Origin of the sequence: Citrobacter meridianamericanus, from assembly GCF_041320245.1 — a bacterium.
Taxonomy (GTDB): domain Bacteria; phylum Pseudomonadota; class Gammaproteobacteria; order Enterobacterales; family Enterobacteriaceae; genus Citrobacter; species Citrobacter meridianamericanus.
This window is the reverse complement of record NZ_CP101036.1, coordinates 2,569,728-2,587,606: the sequence shown is the minus strand read 5'-3', so window position 1 is coordinate 2,587,606 and position 17,879 is coordinate 2,569,728. Positions and strand designations below refer to the sequence as shown.

General features: G+C 52.3%; 16 protein-coding genes. 1 reads left to right on the top strand and 15 read right to left on the bottom strand.

All coding sequences use genetic code 11. The annotated features are described in order from the left end of the window. The 5 genes from NMD08_RS12435 to hrpA form a co-directional block, all read right to left on the bottom strand. A complete protein-coding gene (locus NMD08_RS12435) occupies window positions 1-420 on the bottom strand; it encodes a translesion error-prone DNA polymerase V autoproteolytic subunit (protein ID WP_005126708.1) in 420 nt (139 codons plus the stop codon). Between the two features lie 171 nt (window positions 421-591). Continuing rightward, window positions 592-1,122, bottom strand: coding sequence for a cytochrome b561 (cybB, locus tag NMD08_RS12430; RefSeq protein ID WP_151219299.1), 531 nt, complete (start codon window positions 1,120-1,122; stop codon window positions 592-594). Between the two features lie 147 nt (window positions 1,123-1,269). Beyond that, window positions 1,270-2,709 (bottom strand): aldehyde dehydrogenase, encoded by a 1,440-nt coding sequence (gene aldA, locus NMD08_RS12425; protein ID WP_151225488.1) that lies wholly within the window; start codon window positions 2,707-2,709, stop codon window positions 1,270-1,272. A gap of 200 nt (window positions 2,710-2,909) precedes the next feature. Then, complete coding sequence (locus NMD08_RS12420; protein ID WP_286540528.1) at window positions 2,910-3,707, bottom strand: YdcF family protein; 798 nt, start codon at window positions 3,705-3,707, stop codon at window positions 2,910-2,912. 79 nt (window positions 3,708-3,786) lie between these two features. Further along, entirely contained in the window at window positions 3,787-7,689 is a 3,903-nt protein-coding gene (gene hrpA, locus NMD08_RS12415) for an ATP-dependent RNA helicase HrpA (protein WP_370620181.1), read from the bottom strand. A 200-nt stretch (window positions 7,690-7,889) separates the two neighbouring features. Here hrpA and azoR point away from each other — a divergent pair, with 200 nt between their 5' ends. Next, entirely contained in the window at window positions 7,890-8,495 is a 606-nt protein-coding gene (gene azoR / locus NMD08_RS12410; RefSeq protein ID WP_151225490.1) for an FMN-dependent NADH-azoreductase, read from the top strand. A 44-nt stretch (window positions 8,496-8,539) separates the two neighbouring features. Here the strand turns inward: azoR and NMD08_RS12405 are convergent, their stop codons facing one another. The 10 genes from NMD08_RS12405 to NMD08_RS12360 all read right to left on the bottom strand — a co-directional run bounded on the left by NMD08_RS12405 (window position 8,540) and on the right by NMD08_RS12360 (window position 17,689). Further along, complete coding sequence (locus NMD08_RS12405; RefSeq protein WP_151219303.1) at window positions 8,540-8,731, bottom strand: hypothetical protein; 192 nt, start codon at window positions 8,729-8,731, stop codon at window positions 8,540-8,542. A gap of 98 nt (window positions 8,732-8,829) precedes the next feature. Beyond that, a complete protein-coding gene (locus NMD08_RS12400) occupies window positions 8,830-9,231 on the bottom strand; it encodes a hypothetical protein (protein ID WP_370620180.1) in 402 nt (133 codons plus the stop codon). Further along, window positions 9,207-10,511 carry a phosphatase PAP2/dual specificity phosphatase family protein gene (locus NMD08_RS12395; protein WP_278237972.1) on the bottom strand — a complete coding sequence of 435 codons (1,305 nt, stop codon included), beginning with the start codon at window positions 10,509-10,511 and terminating at the stop codon, window positions 9,207-9,209. Before NMD08_RS12395 ends, NMD08_RS12400 begins: the two co-directional genes overlap by 25 nt. Then, window positions 10,501-12,261 carry a bifunctional alpha/beta hydrolase/class I SAM-dependent methyltransferase gene (locus NMD08_RS12390; protein ID WP_286540521.1) on the bottom strand — a complete coding sequence of 587 codons (1,761 nt, stop codon included), beginning with the start codon at window positions 12,259-12,261 and terminating at the stop codon, window positions 10,501-10,503. Before NMD08_RS12390 ends, NMD08_RS12395 begins: the two co-directional genes overlap by 11 nt. After that, window positions 12,254-12,895 (bottom strand): lysophospholipid acyltransferase family protein, encoded by a 642-nt coding sequence (locus NMD08_RS12385; RefSeq protein ID WP_370620179.1) that lies wholly within the window; start codon window positions 12,893-12,895, stop codon window positions 12,254-12,256. The genes NMD08_RS12390 and NMD08_RS12385 overlap by 8 nt, the downstream gene beginning before the upstream one ends. Before the next feature lie 3 nt (window positions 12,896-12,898). Continuing rightward, on the bottom strand, window positions 12,899-13,816 hold the full coding sequence (locus NMD08_RS12380; RefSeq protein ID WP_187259612.1) for a phosphatidate cytidylyltransferase: 918 nt from the start codon (window positions 13,814-13,816) through the stop codon (window positions 12,899-12,901). After that, entirely contained in the window at window positions 13,813-14,418 is a 606-nt protein-coding gene (locus NMD08_RS12375) for a CDP-alcohol phosphatidyltransferase family protein (RefSeq protein WP_210905131.1), read from the bottom strand. Before NMD08_RS12375 ends, NMD08_RS12380 begins: the two co-directional genes overlap by 4 nt. Window positions 14,419-14,527: 109 nt before the next feature. Next, on the bottom strand, window positions 14,528-14,854 hold the full coding sequence (locus NMD08_RS12370; protein WP_151219308.1) for a YdbL family protein: 327 nt from the start codon (window positions 14,852-14,854) through the stop codon (window positions 14,528-14,530). 7 nt (window positions 14,855-14,861) lie between these two features. Beyond that, on the bottom strand, window positions 14,862-15,053 hold the full coding sequence (locus tag NMD08_RS12365; RefSeq protein WP_003020350.1) for a YnbE family lipoprotein: 192 nt from the start codon (window positions 15,051-15,053) through the stop codon (window positions 14,862-14,864). Next, window positions 15,050-17,689 carry a YdbH family protein gene (locus NMD08_RS12360; protein WP_151219309.1) on the bottom strand — a complete coding sequence of 880 codons (2,640 nt, stop codon included), beginning with the start codon at window positions 17,687-17,689 and terminating at the stop codon, window positions 15,050-15,052. Before NMD08_RS12360 ends, NMD08_RS12365 begins: the two co-directional genes overlap by 4 nt. Window positions 17,690-17,879: the final 190 nt, after the last annotated feature.

The following is a 17,879-nucleotide window of genomic DNA, read 5'->3' as shown; positions in this document are numbered from 1 at the left end:
TCAGCCCGCGGCTTTAACGATAAATGTCACCACGCCAAATATATCCAGCGTGTCCTCGCTGCTAATCATGATCGGCGCGTAGGCGCTGTTCTCTGGCTTCAGCATGATAACTGGGTGTAATTGCAGACGTTTAACGGTGAATTCACCCTCAATAGCGGCAATAACGATATCTCCATGGGCAGGCTTTCTGGCGCTGTCGACAATCAGCAAATCGCCCTCGCCGATCCCCGCTCCCCTCATGGAGTCGCCAGATGATTTAACAAAATAGGTTGCGCTGGGATGCCGTACCAGCAGGTCATTAAGGTCGATACGCTTCTCAACGTAGTCCTGTGCCGGAGATGGAAAACCACAGGGTACAAGATCGCTAAATAGCGGAAAGTGTTTAATTTCGCGGCGTTCCGCAGGCTGGAAAAACAACATAATAATCTGCCTCTCATTAACTGTGTTTATATACAGTAGTTTTAATAAGGACAGCGATCAAGTGACAAGAGTGGCGAATTGAGCGTTGTTTAACCATCTTGTCGATAAGCTTTTATGATGTCTGGAAAAATAATTGGCTAAAAAAATGCCCCACATTTGTGGGGCATTACCTCAGGAGCGTTTTCGCGGCATCATGCGCAACAACGTATTGTCCTTCCAGAAATAGTGGTGCATCAGGGCCGCTGCGGCATGCAGAGCAATGACAAAATAGCCCAGGTTGGCCAGCGTCACGTGCCAGGACTTCAGCATATCCACTACATCAAAGTTGGCCTCTGCTGCATGTGGCATAACGATGCCAAATGCAATCCACGGGTTACCCCGGTTGTACATCATTACCAGGCCAATAATCGGCAGCACAATAAACAACAGATAGATAACCAGATGCCCGAGATGCGCCATCCCGGTCATCATCGGCTTCGGTTTTGGCACAATCGGCGGTGCTGGATATTTGAGCCTGACCAGCAAGCGCGCCACCATCAGCGTTAAAATGGTGATACCGCAGGAGACGTGCACCATATTGAACACGGGGCGATAGCTGCGCGGGAAAAATCCGCGAAACTCCATGGCGCTGTAGGCCACAATGACCAACAAAAAGACCAGCCAGTGAATACCAATTTGCAGGCCAGAATACTTATTCCCCATAACATTTCCTGAATAAAAACAATAATGCGTCAACATAACGGGCTTTTGTTAAAAATTCATTAAGTTTTGTTCACCTATTTTCAGTCAGTTGCGTTTAACCTCAAAACAGCTATTGGCGCGGATGCACCGCCAGGTGTAGAGTAAAACTCAGGACTGCAGATAGACCACCTGCGTTTGCAGATATTCACTCAGACCATGTTTACCGTCTGCCCCACCAATCCCGGACTTGCGCCAGCCCGCATGGAACCCCTGCATCGCCTCGAAGTTTTCACGATTAATGTAGGTTTCGCCAAACTTCAGCCCTTTAATCGCCTTCATCGCCGTGTTCAGGTTTTGCGTGTAAATCGATGAAGTCAGACCATAGTCACTGTCATTGGCCATTGTCAGCGCTTCTTCCAGCGTATTAAACGCCACCACCGGCAGCACCGGGCCAAACGTCTCCTCGTGCATAATCGCCATCTCCTGGCGCACGTCTAACAGTAACGTCGGCGGATAGTAATAACCTTTGCCGGCAACGGCTTTACCGCCCAACACCAGTCTGGCTCCTTCCTGCACCGCGCGTGCAACTTTCTGCTCAACACGCGCCAACGCAGCAGCGTTAATCAGCGGTCCCATTGCAATGTCATTGCGCTCGGCCGGATTGCCAAACTGCACAGCTTTCATCGCCTCACCCAGACGATTGACGAACTGGTCATAGATGCCTTTCTGCACGTACACACGCTCTGCACAGTTGCATACCTGTCCGGTATTGATCACTCGCGAATCAACAATCGCCTTCACGGCCAGTTCAAGGTCAGCATCATCCATTACTATTGCAGGCGCTTTGCCACCCAGCTCCAGACAAACTTTAGTGATGTTTTTAGCCGCCGCGGCCATAATTTTCTCGCCCGCGCCGACGCTGCCGGTCATACTCACCATCGCTACCTTCGGATTTCCAGCCAACTCCTGACCGACCGTTTCACCGCGTCCGAGCACCAGATTAAATACGCCGCGCGGCAAGCCGATATCATCAACAATTTTGGCAAAGGCGATGGCGTTATTCGGTGTGAATTCACTCGGTTTAATAACAATGGTATTCCCCGTCAGCAATGCGGGAGCCAGCTTGCGGGCAATCAGGAAAAACGGAAAGTTCCACGGCAGAATGCCCGTGGTCACGCCCAGAGCGCGCTTAAACAACAGAATATTCTCGCCCGGACGATCGCTTTGCAGGATCTCGCCTTCATAGCGACGCGCCCATTCCGCCATGTAATCGATATAGTCGGCGGTAAATGAGACTTCAACCTCAGCCAGTTGCTGGATCTTTCCACCTTCCGCCACAATCAACGCACTGATTTCATCGGCTCGCTGGCGGATGCCCGCAGAAATTTTGCGTAACCAGTTCGCCCGTTCAATGGCAGGCAGGGCTTCCCATTGCGGCTGAGCACGCTGCGCGGCATCGATCGCTTTACGCGCATCTTCGGCACGTCCATCGGGAATACGTGAGATTACCTCTTCCGTGGCCGGATTGACGACATCAATCCAGGCGTCATCGTGCCAGGTCACAAACTGCCCATCGATATACATAGGATGTTGTACGGGTACTGACATGCGGTTCTCCTGTGATTGATTTGTTTTTAACAAGTGAAACTATTGTTAATTAATATCAATCATGCATGTCAGATTATGGCTGTCATCGCTGTTCTGTGAGCGGCTTCATAAAAGCGTTTGGTAAAGTGATGATAAAGGGAAAAAAACAGTCGGGATTTCTGCCCGTTTGCCGCAAAACGCCGACAAACGGGCAGCAGGCGTTACAGAGAGCGGCTCTCCAGTAAGTCAGTCAACGCAGTGTCATTTCGCAACTGCTGCCAGGCTTGCTCAATATTCTGAGGAATATCAACATGGGCGATAAAATCGCGGCCGCAAGGCCCATAACCATCGGCATCGTCACGCAGGCGCGGAAGCTCACCGGTAATGAGAGACAGATAGCGATCCACCGACCAAAGGCCTTCTGCGGCGGGTACAAAATCCACGCCGTTTTGCTGTTGGACCAGTTCGGGGCTGAAACCAGGGAAACTCAGCCAGCGCGGCGCATGCAGATCATCACGGGTTACGCGCTGAAACGTCGCCATCGTGCGACGTTGCATAGTAGGATCCTGCACCACAATAACGGTATGAATGTTTTCTGCCGCCTGATTCAACAATGCACAGCTAAACCGGGCATTCTCACCGCAATTTGTTGACTGGTCTTCCACCCAAATCTTCTCACCCGGAATCAGCCAGAACTGGTGAGCGATATCGGCAAGAATCGCGGCTTCAGCACGTCCGGTAGTGCGAATGATGTTATAGCGAGGATGCTGAGCAATCGCGTCATACAGAAAGCGCGTAGAATGACCGATGCCACCGCTAATCAATAAGGGAACCTGTTGTTCTTTCGCGATCCGACAAGCAGCGTCGATGGTCGGAATAACCGCGTTGCCCGCCAGAATCACGCAGTCTGACTGAACGGTGACATTTTCCATAAAATCATTCTGCGCCAACCATTGCCCTACGGTATTTATAGCCGCAAGGGTGGCTGCGGAAAGTATCGGAAACTGACTCATACTCATACTCCTGGTGTTTATTCTTTACCGGGTACAGATGCCGGATGGCGACTATGCCTTATCCGGCCTAAGGTCCAGCACCGTGTCACCCCGTAATCTGCTCCATCGCTTGCAGAATACGTTTATCGGAGATCGGATACGGCGTACCAAGCTGCTGGGCAAAATAGCTGACGCGCAGCTCTTCTATCATCCAGCGGATCTCTTTGACATCATCATCTTCACGCCGCGCGGGAGGTAGTTTATTGAACCACTGCTGCCAGGTCTGCTGCACGCTATCTACTTTCAGCATCTGTGCGCGATCGCGATGCGGATCGATAGCCAGCTTTTCCAGACGTTTTTCAATAGCCTGCAAATAACGCAACGTATCGCCCAGACGTTTGAAACCGTTGCCAGTAACAAACCCACGGTACACCAGCCCACCCATCTGTGATTTGATATCCGCAAGTCCCAGCGCCATGGTCATATCCACGCGCCCTTTCAGACGTTTATTGATATTAAACACTGCAGTCAGGATCTGTTCGACCTGCTTCGCAATATCCACCACCGTATCGTTCAGTTCAGCCCGAACTTTTTCATGCAGTGCCGCAAACCCCTCTTCGGTCCACACCGGACCGCCGTTAGCGTCAATCAGTTGATCCACACCGCAGGAGATACAGTCGTCAATCAAATCCAGCACTTTACCGTACGGGTTAAAATACAGCCCCAGCTTAGCTTTATTAGGCAGCTTCTCATGCAAATATTTGATTGGAGATGGAATATTCAACAACAACAGGCGGCGTAAACCGCACCACATCGCCTGCTGTTGCTCCAGCGGATTATCAAACAGTTTGATAGCAACGCTGTCACGCTCATCTACCAGCGCTGGCCACGCTTTTACCTTATAGTTACCGCGTTTTTGCTCGTAACTTTCCGGAAGGTGGCCGAAGCTCCAGATGTGCAATCCGCTCTGCTCGATACCGTCATCTGCCACCGCAGACAATGTTTCCTGAACTTTACCCTTTAGCGCATCTTTCAAATCCTGCAGCGAACGCCCTTCCTGCAGCTTCTTGTTCTTATCATCCACTACCCGGAAGGTGATTTTTAGGTGATCGGGCACCTGATCCCAATGCCAGTCTTCACGGTCAACGGTAACGCCCGTCATTCGGCGCAATTCACGCTCCAACGAGTCCAGTAACGGCAATTCCAGCGGCGTCACTCGGCCTAAAAACGCTTCCGCATAGTTCGGTGCAGGCACGAAGTTGCGTCGAACGGGTTTCGGCAGCGATTTAATCAGGGCGATCACCAGCTCGCGGCGCAGCCCCGGAATTTGCCATTCAAAACCGCTCTCTTCGATCTGGTTAAGCAGCGGCAACGGAATATGTACGGTCACGCCGTCCGCATCGGCTCCGGGTTCGAACTGATAACTCAGGCGCAGTTTGAGATTGCCCTGATGCCAGAAGTTCGGGTAATCCAGCTTACTGATCTTTTCCGCGCCCTCTTTGATGAGCATACTTTTTTCAAAGTTGAGCAGATCGGGCGTTTCACGGCTGACCTTTTTCCACCAGCTGTCAAAGTGACGAGCGGAGACCACATCATGGCTGATGCGTTGGTCGTAAAACTCAAACAGCGTCTCATCATCGACCAGAATGTCGCGACGGCGTGATTTGTGTTCTAACTCTTCCACCTCAGCCCGTAGCTTCAGATTGTCACGGAAAAACGCATGGCGCGTTTGCCAGTCGCCTTCCACCAACGCATGGCGGATGAACAGTTCACGCGACAGCACTGGATCAATCTGGCTGTAGTTCACCTTACGGGCGGCCACAATCGGTAAGCCGTAAACGGTGACTTTTTCTGTCGCCATCACTGCGCCCTGCGCGCGTTCCCAGTGAGGTTCACTGTATGAACGTTTGATCAGATGCTGGGCAACCGGCTCCACCCACTCGGGATCGATACGTGCGGCAATACGTCCCCACAGGCGGCTGGTTTCCACCAGCTCGGCAACCATCGTCCATTTCGGTGGTTTTTTAAACAAACCAGAACCAGGGAAGATCGAGAAGCGTGCGTTACGCGCCCCGGTAAATTCTTGTTTATCGGCATCTTTCATCCCGATATGTGAGAGTAATCCGGTCAACAGCGCAACGTGAACTTCCCGATACTCAGCAGGTTCGCTGTTAACCGGAATACCCAACTCTTTCACTACCTGGCGCAGTTGCGTGTAGATATCCTGCCACTCTCGCACGCGCAGGTAGTTCAGAAAATCAAGTTTGCACTGGCGACGGAACTGGTTTGACGACAGCGCTTTTTGCTGCTCGCCGAGATAGTTCCACAGGTTTACAAACGCAAGGAAATCAGACTCTTTGTCGTGGAAACGGCGGTGCTTCTCGTCGGAAGCCTGCTGCTTATCCATTGGACGCTCGCGCGGATCCTGAATCGACAGCGCCGAGGTAATGATCATCGCCTCACGTACGCAGCCATGCTTTTGCGCTTCCAGCACCATGCGCGCCAGACGCGGGTCCACCGGCAGTTGCGACAGCTGACGCCCCAACGGCGTTAACTTATACGCGGTTGCCTGTTCATCGGTGGTTATCGCCCCCAACTCTTCTAGCAGGCGTACCCCGTCCTGAATATTGCGTTTATCCGGTGCTTCAACGAACGGGAATGCCGCGATATCACCCAGCCCCAGCGCAGTCATCTGCAAAATAACGGATGCCAGGTTGGTACGCAGGATCTCCGGGTCGGTAAACTCCGGGCGTGACAGGAAATCGTCTTCGGAATACAGACGAATACAGATCCCTTCCGAAACACGACCGCAGCGGCCTTTACGCTGGTTGGCAGAAGCCTGCGATACCGGCTCAATCGGCAAACGCTGAACTTTAGTACGGTAGCTGTAACGGCTGATACGCGCAGTGCCCGGGTCGATCACATATTTGATCCCCGGCACGGTTAGCGAGGTTTCCGCCACGTTGGTCGCCAGCACGATACGGCGGCCGCTGTGCGACTGGAATACGCGGTTCTGCTCACTGTTGGAAAGACGCGCATATAGCGGTAGCACTTCGGTATGGCGCAAATCCAGCTTATTCAGCGCATCGGCAGTATCGCGAATTTCGCGCTCGCCGCTCATGAAGATCAGAATATCGCCCTGGCTTTCACGGCCTAACTCATCTACAGCATCAAAAATTGCCTGCAGTTGGTCACGTTCCGTGTCATCTGCATCTTCAACAATCGGGCGATAACGCACTTCTACCGGGTACGTTCGACCGGAGACTTCGATAATCGGCGCGTTATTGAAATGCGTTGAAAAACGCTCCGGGTCGATGGTCGCCGAAGTGATAATAATTTTTAGATCCGGACGGCGCGGAAGGAGTTCTTTCAAATAGCCGAGCAGAAAATCGATATTCAGACTGCGTTCATGTGCTTCATCGATGATGATGGTGTCGTACTGCATCAGCAGCCGATCCTGCTGGATTTCCGCCAGCAGGATACCGTCGGTCATCAGCTTAACCATGGTGTTGTCACTGACATGATCGCTGAAACGGACTTTATACCCGATACAGCCGCCCGGCTCAGTTTGCAACTCTTCCGCAATGCGGTTCGCCACGGTGCGCGCCGCCAGACGACGCGGTTGGGTGTGGCCAATCAGCCCTTTCACCCCGCGCCCCAGCTCCATACAGATTTTCGGCAACTGAGTGGTTTTACCAGAGCCGGTTTCCCCGGCAACAATCACCACCTGATGGTCGCGAATGGCTTCCAGAATATCCTGCTTTTTCTGACTAACAGGCAGGTTTTCCGGATAGGTAATCTTCGGACGAGCCGCTTCGCGCAGCACGACTTTACCTGCTGCCTGCGCGATCTCTTTTGCCATCTCCTGGTAAATGGCCTGTTGTGCATCAGGATTTTTAACCTTCTTCACGCCGTGGAGGCGGCGAGCAAAACGCTGTCTGTCGCGCAGCATCAGTGAGTCCAGCTGTTGCTGCAGCATGTTGAAGGTTAATTTTTGTTGTTCTGTCATAGCGTTAAAAGGCAGTGTTCTGCCGGGTTAAATCTCTTGTAGATGATAGGTATAGAGTACCACATCGGCGCTTTTCATGTGTTGTTCAATAATTTCGAACATAGAATTCGATATATTGCGCTATCACTGCGACAGGATTGTGAATAAAGTGTCAACAAGCAACGGGGCCTCCCCCTTCAAACACATAAAAGGAAACACCCATGAGCAAGGTATTAGTTCTTAAATCCAGTATTCTGGCAGGGTACTCTCAGTCTGGTCAGTTGTCTGATTATTTTGTTGAGCAGTGGCGTGAAAAGCATTCCGCTGATGAAATCACCGTCCGTGACCTGGCTGCAAATCCTGTTCCGGTGCTGGATGGCGAACTGGTGGGTGCGATGCGCCCGAGCGATACGCCGCTGACGCCACGCCAGCAAGAAGCGCTCGCGCTGTCCGATGAGCTGATTGCAGAACTGAAAGCGCATGATGTGATTGTTATCGCCGCGCCGATGTATAACTTCAACATCCCAACGCAGCTGAAAAACTATTTCGACCTGATTGCCCGTGCTGGCGTGACTTTCCGTTATACGGAGAAAGGTCCGGAAGGTCTGGTGACCGGCAAACGTGCGGTGATCCTCTCCAGTCGCGGCGGTATTCATAAAGATACCCCAACCGATCTGATCGCTCCGTATCTGAAAGTTTTCCTCGGCTTCATCGGGATTACCGATGTGAACTTCGTGTTCGCCGAAGGGATTGCTTATGGCCCGGAAGTGGCATCCAAAGCACAATCCGATGCGAAAGCCGCTATCGACAGCGTCGTCACTGCCTGATAACTCACCCTCTCACCATGCGGTGGGAGGGTTTTCATCTGTAGTTACTTCTTTACCTGCACTCGAACCTGCTTGCCGTGAATGCGGTTAATATCACGCCAGATGGTTGCATAATCCCTGCACTTTGCCAGATTCTCTTCCCAGCAATGGCGCAAAAACTGTTCCGGTTCAGCGACATCCCGGCTTAACAGCTTGAATACCCAACGATTCCAGACATACCACTTGAAAAGCCACATGATGTCACTCCGCGACGCGATCGGTGTTGAACTATATCAGCCTCAGTTTGATGCCGTGTGGCAACTATTGCGATGTCGATGAATAATCCTGACAAACGCTACATCAATAGCGCCAACCAGACAGCCCACAGAACCACAACCAGAAACAGTGTTTTTCGACATTGCTGCAATGCGCCAGACTGGCGTTCAGCCAGCGTTAACGTTTTCAACCGTTCGCGTCGCCAGATAAAACACAGCGCGCTTCCGGCCAGCTCATTGTTTTGCGTATTAATCAGCGAAAAATAACGCTCATCGAGCCACAGTCGCCAACAACCAAACCAGACTACAGCACATAGCAACGCTATGATGGCACGCAGTACACCTGATGGAGCAACAAACAGCACCCACACCATCGGCGGGAGGGAAAACAGCAGAATAAACCGCCAGCTTGCCAGCGTATGTCGGAGCAAACCATGCTGAAGTGCTTCACTATTTGTTACGTTGTCACTTTCCGTTGCCACTGTTGCAGCATCTCCAGATGTTTATCAGTCAGTACCACTTGCGGTCGACTCGTCCGAATCTGCGCTACTGCCTGCTCTACCGTTGTCGAATGACCATAGTGTAACAGCCACGCCGCTATCACCATTGCGCTGCGCGACAGTCCTAACGCACAGTGAACCAATACCGTGCCCTGTGCCTCACGCAGAGTCTCCAGAGTGCCTACCGCCTGCTGAAGTTCAGCTTCATCCGGGATCACTAAATCCAGCATCGGTACACAGTGATACATACGCGAGGCCGTCGCCCGCCCACGCGAAAACTCAAAAGTCACGTCGAGCACCGCTTTTTGCGCGGGCACAAAGCGCGGAAAACTACCAAGATAGACGCCATGTGCTACCGAACATGCCGCGGGCAAATGGCGGGTAAACCAGCGCATTGACAGCCACATTCCTGCACGCCACGGTAATGACAGCCAGTAAACGGTACAAGGCAGTCGGCCCTGCGAATTTTTAGCCATCACGGCCGCGCCGAATCCAGCGTAACCACAGCCGACCATCAAGAGGGCCAGTGCAGGCCATAACAACCATGCCGTCAGCGACACTGCGGCAATAGAACATAATGCCGAGCCCAACAGGTACCGGCGCATCAGCCTCAGACGCGCGGCATCCGGCTTACACCAGCGCCAGCGACGCTGTTCCGGTACCAGCCAGTCAATCAGCATTCCTGCCGCCAGCCCGGTGATAACGTCAATAAAATGGTGCTGCCAGGTGGTCAGCACCGATATCGCGATCAGTAAAGACCAGCCATCACACAGTCTGCGCCAGCCGCCGGTCAGGTGGCGATTGAAATGCCGCCACAGTAGCCAACAGAGAATGATATGTAGCGACGGCGACTGGTTATAGGGCAAATCGAACTGTTCAAGCTGTGCAAATAACCACCCCGCCGCCCCCGTCACTTCGGGGCGGGTAAAGCTAAACTGTAGCGGGAACAGTAAAAACCCCGCGCAGGCAATCACCGATGCCAGTACCAGCCTGAGCACCAGCCGACGCTGCTCGAAACGCGTGGTGCAAATAAACAGGGATAACCCGTAAAACAGATCCAGACTCCAGTAAGGGAGAATAGTCCACGGAATAAACGGAATGGCAGACTCCCAGCTGAAAACGATACTGCCAACGTTCTGATACTGAGCGTCCTGCCAGGCGGTAAACTCATTCACCTGGCCGTACGTAAGGAAAAAAAAAGGTGCCAGCAGCAATAACCAACCCACGGCCTGCACCATGACTTTACGCTGTTCAGGAAGCACGACGCACCGCCATGGAAACGGTGAAAATACCCCACTCATCAATCAATTGTGTGCACTTATCAAAGCCCGCTTCTCGGACCAACGCATCCATTTCGCCCTGCGTACGCACGCGCATCACCCACGCTTTGCCATCTTTATGACTGGTCAGCGACCAGGCAATCGTTTTAAGCTGCGGATGCCACGGCTGACCGGTGTAAATCAATATGCCCCCAGGCGCTATCGCATCAGCCAGCCCGGCCAGAGAGTTTTTAACCAGCGAATTCTCAGGAAAGAGCTCGTACAAACCGGATACAATCCCCAAACCGGGACGAGGTTCCAGCGCAGCCAGTTGTTCACGGTTGAAGGCATCGCCCTGTTCAAAACGCGCGATGTCAGTCATACCTCTGCTGGCGATCATTTCGCGCCCCTTAATCACGTTCAGCTCGCTGTAATCACGCAGTAAAATTGAACGTACAGCCTTTTCACCTTCCAACGCATCAAGCACATATCGTCCATGTCCGGCAGCAATATCCACTACATGTACCGGCGTGCCCTGCTCCGCCAGTTGCGCGACCGCCTGACCGATCAGCATCTGCAGATGGATCTTACGCTGACGGATCCCTTTCCAGCCCACGCTATTAAGGTAGTTTTTGTCAATCAAACGTCCCAGCGCGCTGCTGCCCTGCGGCTGATTACGATAGACGTAATCCAGCGTGCTACCGGAATCAAAACCGGTTTCGAATCCCAAACGAACGCCCGTCGATTGTGTGCCCAGGAGCTTCATTCCATAGCGCAAGCCACGGTATGCAATGTCGTCGAGAGAATACGGCGCGGGTCCCCCGCTGAGCATCCGCCAGGTATCAGCACCAGGGCTCCAGCGATCTTCATTGCTATAATCAAAACGCTGTGGCGCCATAGCGTAAAGCGTGGTGATAAAATCACGCATTTTATCGAACGCCAGATGCCGGTCTTTTTCTCCCAACGTATCGTGGTAAAACCCTGGCAACACGTGCAGCTCTTTGAGCGGATTCCTCAAGCGCTGATAAAAATCAATTTGCGGCTGGCGATGCACAACAAAATCATCTCCGGATACCAACAACTGCACAGGCATCGTAATGGCGGCGGCATCACTGACAATGCGTTCTGCCGTTTTGTAGAGATCCAGCAGAATGTTCACCGCAATGGCCCGGGTAATCTGAGTATCAAGATTAAAGCTCGCCACACGCTCGGCATCGTGCGTCAGGTATTTTCCCTTAACATAAGAGTTAACAAAAAACAGGCCGCGCAATCGGTGCATTAACGCCAACCCTTGGCGCGCAAACGGCACATACAATTTTACTTTAAACGCCGGTGACGCCAGCACTAACCCGCGAATGGTGGGCGCATAGTCGTGAGCCCAGGTCGCAGCCAATACCGCGCCTACGCTCTGAGCTACCACCACCACATCTTCCATTGCTGCATGACTGTCAGCGGCGGCAAAACGCACAAACTCTTCAACATCCTGCACCGAACGCGCCAGCGAAGGACTGTAGCCACGCTGGCCCGGAGAGTGGCCGTGACCGCGCGCATCCCAGGCATAGAATGCGGTGTCAGGCATCGCCAGCTCATCGACGATATGTTGCAGTCGTCCGGAGTGTTCGTGACCGCGATGGAACATGACAATCACTTTCGGTGTCGCACCCGGCGCAGTTGCCGGCCAGTGACGGTAAAACAGCTCGGTGCTGTCGCTGGTTACAAATTGTTGTTCCTCAGGTACTCGAATATCACTCATGAGAATGCATTCCTTTAGTTTGTTGCTCCAACAGCAACAGTTGTTGCTTTAGTTCATCCATGAAGAGGTGTTTATCACCATGAAAATTCAACGTGCAGCCAATATTGACGTCTATAAACAGCGGCAGCGGTATGCGATTCCCTTTCGCCATGACAGATTCAGTGCCACGTAGCCAGACGGGAATGATCGGTACCTCCGGCACACGCTGACTGAGATGCCACAATCCAGATTTCAACGGCGACAATATTCCTGGCTCGCCCCGCGTACCTTCAGGAAAGAGGATCAGGATCTTACCGTTGCGTAATGCCTGTTCACACTGCGCCAGCGGATTGATTTCTCCGCCCTTTCGCGAAATGGGAATAATGTTGAGAATATTTAGCGCAAACCAGGCCATTGCTTTATTACGCAGAAAATAGTCTGCGGCAGCCACTGGATGAACTGACGACTGACGGCACAGCGGAAAGAGCGAAAGCAACGCAAAAACATCCATATGGCTGTTGTGATTGGCGACAATAATTGCCGGGCCTCGTGTGGGCAAACGCTCTTTATGCCTGATACGCAGCCCAAGCCACAGCCAAATCACCGGCCAGACGATGCATAACGTAAACAGCATTCTCAGAATTGAGTTCAGCATAAGTTAATAGCAAAAGTAGCGAATGAAATGGAAAAATACCGGCGCGGTGAAGATCAGAGAATCCAGCCGATCAAGGATCCCGCCATGACCTGGCAGCAATGTTCCGCTATCCTTCACGCCGATATCGCGCTTGATTGCCGACATCACCACATCGCCACAAAAACCACTGATGCCGATAATCAAACCCGCTAACAGCGACAGCGGAATGCTTAGTGGTGTCATCAACGGCCCAAGCAGCGACGCCACCAGCGTGGTAGTCGCTACGCCGCCAACCAATCCCGCCAGCGTCTTATTAGGACTGACTCTGGGCGTTATTTTGATGCGCCCAATCGATTTACCCCACAGATACTGCGCAATATCGTTGAATTCCGTTAAGCCAACCAGAAACAGCACCAGCAATGCGCCAGTTTGCATGCCATCATCAGGCAGAACCAGTAAAAAAGCGACATGACTGAAGGCAAAAACGGTGGTCATCAGGCTCCAGTGATGCTGCGAAGCATAGCGCAAGAAACCCTGGGTATCGCCCGCAATGACCATCCGCACGGGTAAGAATAAAAATGCGTAGACCGGGATAAACACCACAAACATGCCATACCAATTGATGCCAATCAGCCAGTAGTTAATCGGAATAGCAATGAACATCCACAGCAGAGGCATGCGATCGGTCTGACGCGACGGCGCCAGCGTCAAAAACTCCTTTAACGCCATAAAGCTCACCAACGCAAAAAAGGTCAGTGCCAGCCAGTGTGGACTTAAAATAGCCAGAGAAAACAGGATGATGATGATCCACCAGGTACGAATACGTAACGTCAGTTCCCGCCAGTCTTTGTCCGGTCGTCGCCACACCAGTAATCCATTCACTGCCGTTGCAACCAGCAGCAATGCAAAAATGACTGCGAGCGACTTCTCCAGCAGCATCATTTCCCCTCCGCTTCGCGTAATGCACTTTTACAGCGATTAATTACCGTCCATAGCAGCAGGAGCGTAGCAACGCCCCACACCAGATTGTTCCATTGCACAAGCTGCGGCCACAGAACCAACGCCAGACCCCAAGCGCCAAATACCAGCGCTCGATCACTTTTACCCAACGGCCCGGCATAGCTGCGAACGCCATTAATCGTTTGTGCCAGGACGCCGCAAAACTCAGTCATTACTGCAGAGAACAACATCACCATAACCAGTATTACGTTACTGTCTGGGAGCAGCATAAACGGCAGATAAAGCGCCAGATCGGACAGAATATCCCCACTCTCGTTCAGAATAGCCCCAAGGCGTGATTGTTGGTGACATTCACGTGCCAGCATGCCATCGAGTGCATTAAGCGCCATTCGAATAAACAATACGATTGGCAGGAGAACAAAAAATTCAGGTTGGGAGAAAATCGCCAGTACGACACCGGTCACAATAGAAAGCGCCATCGCGGCGAGGGTAACGTGATTTGCTGTGACGCCTTTCTTATGGAGCCAAAACATCAATGGACGTAACAGCGCTTGAAAGGCGGGTTTGATCTGATAAAGCGTCATCATCATTCCTTGATAATATGTCTGTTTGACTATAGTAGATTAATCACTCCCCGCCTGCCTGATAGTTTTTTCGACTGAACTCAAAATCAGACTTTACTAACAAGTCAGGTTATTCTTTCCGTAACCACTTACCATTGATGCCCTGGACGTACTCTCCCGGTTTAGCGCGGGCAACCAGCTTTTGTCCGGCCATTTTCGCCACTTCATCAGCCGGAATGTTGTTGCTCTCAGCCAGTTGCTGATAGCTGGCGCTTCGCGCTTTATTAATTTCACTCACCAGCGCCTGCGTTTCGGCATCGGTTTTCAATGCCACCAGATAACCATTAAGCGTTTCGCCAACCCGCCCCTGAGTTCTGGCTTCATTCAGAGTTAAGGCCCACACATTGCCGCTGAGTAAACTCAGAGCCACCAGGATCACTGCAAGCTGTTTTTTCATCGTAACCTCAGAACAGATCGCTGCGCGATTTCAACAAGCTCTCAACGTCTTTATCGACTTTGATATGGATCTCGTGTTCGATTTTGACGTTCATATTAATCGTGATCGGTTCTTTTGGCGCAGCCACTTCGATTCTGGGTGTGCACCCGACCAGCAGAGATGACGCCAGCAAACCCAGCATCGCAGCTATCGTTTTCATTGTTGCTCCTCACATTCCTTGCCTTCCGTGCAATGGTTTTTCGGCAGCGCTGCATTTTGTTCAAGCCATGCCTGTAAATTGTCGCCAAAACGCAAACTGCGCCATAGCGTAAAGACATTTTCCTCGTGGGTGTAATTCAAATTAACCGTTCCCACTTTGCCATCCACCCGACTGTTGCCGGTCACCGTTGCCTGCATAGTTAAAACACCGAGGTTATCCAGATTTATTTTCGTCCAGGAATGGCTTATTTCCATATAACGCAGCCAGTTAATGGCCGCACCCGCCGTCATATTATCTTTGACGACGGCATCCGCCGTGTCCTTGTCAATACGCAGCGTCATGGGGCCGGGGTTGGTCAGCCAGCCGTCTTTGATGATCCACTTTTCGTTATCCAGCCATAACGGCAACGCGCCGCTGACTGGGCCAGACATGGCGAATTGTTTGGGATTAACCGCGCTGATAAGCTCGCTGGAGGATATATTCTGCACCCGCAATAATGCCGGATCGTGCTGCGGCATTCGCAGTTGTTGCATGATGACTTTGCCCCCCAGCAGTTCAGCGCTGACATCGCTTAACAGCAACGGATTGTCTTCACTCCAGGGATACGCCCCCTGCAGATCGGCGGCAATATTTTTCACCGTCACCTGATTCACCACTTCCGCGATACGCAGTGAAATAGGTCCACGGGTGCCAAGTTGCCACGCGCTTTCACTAAATCGAAACGGCAACACAAAATCGACGCCATTGATTTGGTTATCGGGCATCCAGGCGCTACCGCCTTTTAATACCCCATGACCACCCGCTTCAAAACCCTGCTCCGGAGCCGCTGAAAATGCGACCTGAGCATACAGCTCACCTTCGCGCAGCTTCATTTTCCAGTCAGGTGGGATGAGCGGTTGGAAAACGGTGAGCGATTGTTTTGGCCACCAGGCCTGACCGCGCAGGCGGATCCCGTCCCAGCGGCCATTAAGTTGTACGGGTCCAATCGCCCCCGCGTGAAGCTGGCCTTTGAACTGGAAAACTGTCGGGTCGGTACCTTCCACGCTAAATTTCAGAGTTGATGGCGGTAATACGCTTCCTCCAGTGAAGGTGGTGTTCCCTGCATCCAGCGACAGCGCGCCACTGAATGTCGGTTTGCTGGCATCTCGTACCCACACGATCGGTTCATCCATCACCAGACGCGGATTTTCCACCTGCATGGTGCCGTATTGCAGATGGTCAAAGCCGGTGGAGAGATCAAACAGCTTCAGGGTGTTGTCATGCCATTCCCCTTTACCCGCCACATCCCAGCGGGCATGCATCGGCGTAAAACTGCCTTCGCCCCAGTATCGCCACTGCCAGCGCCCCGCGTCAGGAAGAAAATCATTGGCCAGACCATCCAGATGCAGCTCAAAACCGCCCATCTGATTTTCATGCGCGCGCAAAATAGCCTGCAGACGGCCATCCACACCGCGTTGCGTTACTTTTACGCCCGCCAGCGGCCAGCGAATTTCGTCAATATCCAGCGAGTCAATCACACGTCCACTCGAACGCAGCAATGCTCCTGGCTCGAAAGCCAGCTGCGGATCGCTCAGGCTTCCGGTGAGTCTGGCAGGTAACTTGGCGTAGAAGATCAGGTCATCCTGTTTCGCCTCGCCGATCAGCTGCAACGGCATGTCGCTACTATCCACACCGAGCTTACCCGGTCCCAGAGTTAATACGGCGTTTCCTTTACCAGCATCGCCTTGCGTCAGAATGTTCAGTCGCCCGCTCACCATCGCATTTTCCAGCCCGGCCTGCCAGTTTTCAACTTTCATTCCCAACCGTCCACTGAGCGGGAATCCTTGATAAGGCCAGTTCCAGCGACCGTCGCTAATGGTGAGTTGCTGACGGGTTATTTCCCACGGAAGATCGAGCAGCGGATCGGCATTATCGCGGGCCATGACGATCAATTGCCCGCTGTTTTCTTGCCACTCCAGTTCGACGTCAACCAACGAAGGTTCCTGCGGCAAACTCAGAGAAGCAACCGCATGACCGCTCACCGGTAGTCCATCAGGAACCAGCGGCATAGTAAATTCACCGACCAGTTTTACCGGCGGCTGGCCTTCAAATGCTGCGATATCCAGCGCATTTACCGTGAGATTTTGCCCGTGCAGACGCCCCTGAAATTTAACTTTTTCACCCTGATAGCGTAGTTGCTGGGTCGAAGGCGTAAGCGAGAGAGACAGTTTCCCCTGCCACTCCTGCCAGGGAGAAAGAATAACGTTGTCGATGTTAATCCAGGTATTAGGTAGCATCGATTGCCATTCTGCCAGCGTTTTTGGCGCAACCGGAGAAGGCTCAGCCTGCGGCAATTTGGCCAGGCAAGCCGAGTCGAGCTCAATTGTCCCGACATTAAGCAACCAGCGGCTGGGATGAGAAAGATCCGCCTGAGTAACACGCGCTAGTGGGCAATCATCGACCAAATAGCGAAGCTCCGGGATATGCAGCCCATGCCGTGTCAGCCGTGGGCTCTCATCCAGCGCGATGCGCGTGCCGACAGGCAACCAGACGCCCACCAGCGTGGGAACCCACAGGCCAAGCGTCATGACCAGCGTCAACGGCACGAGAATCAATAATAAGAGAAGTGCCAGAACGGCTTTATATTTACCCTTCATGGGTAGTTAATATCCTGATTTAGCAAAAATTTAAGCCGGTTTAGGCCAGTATTGTGGCATGTTTACCTGGATATGCCCACATTAAGAATAGATGCCTAAGAGACATATGTATTATCTATGACTTTTTGGATCGCTAAGGAAATTAATAATTATTCAATAAGATAGACTATTATTTCATATGGCACGCTGT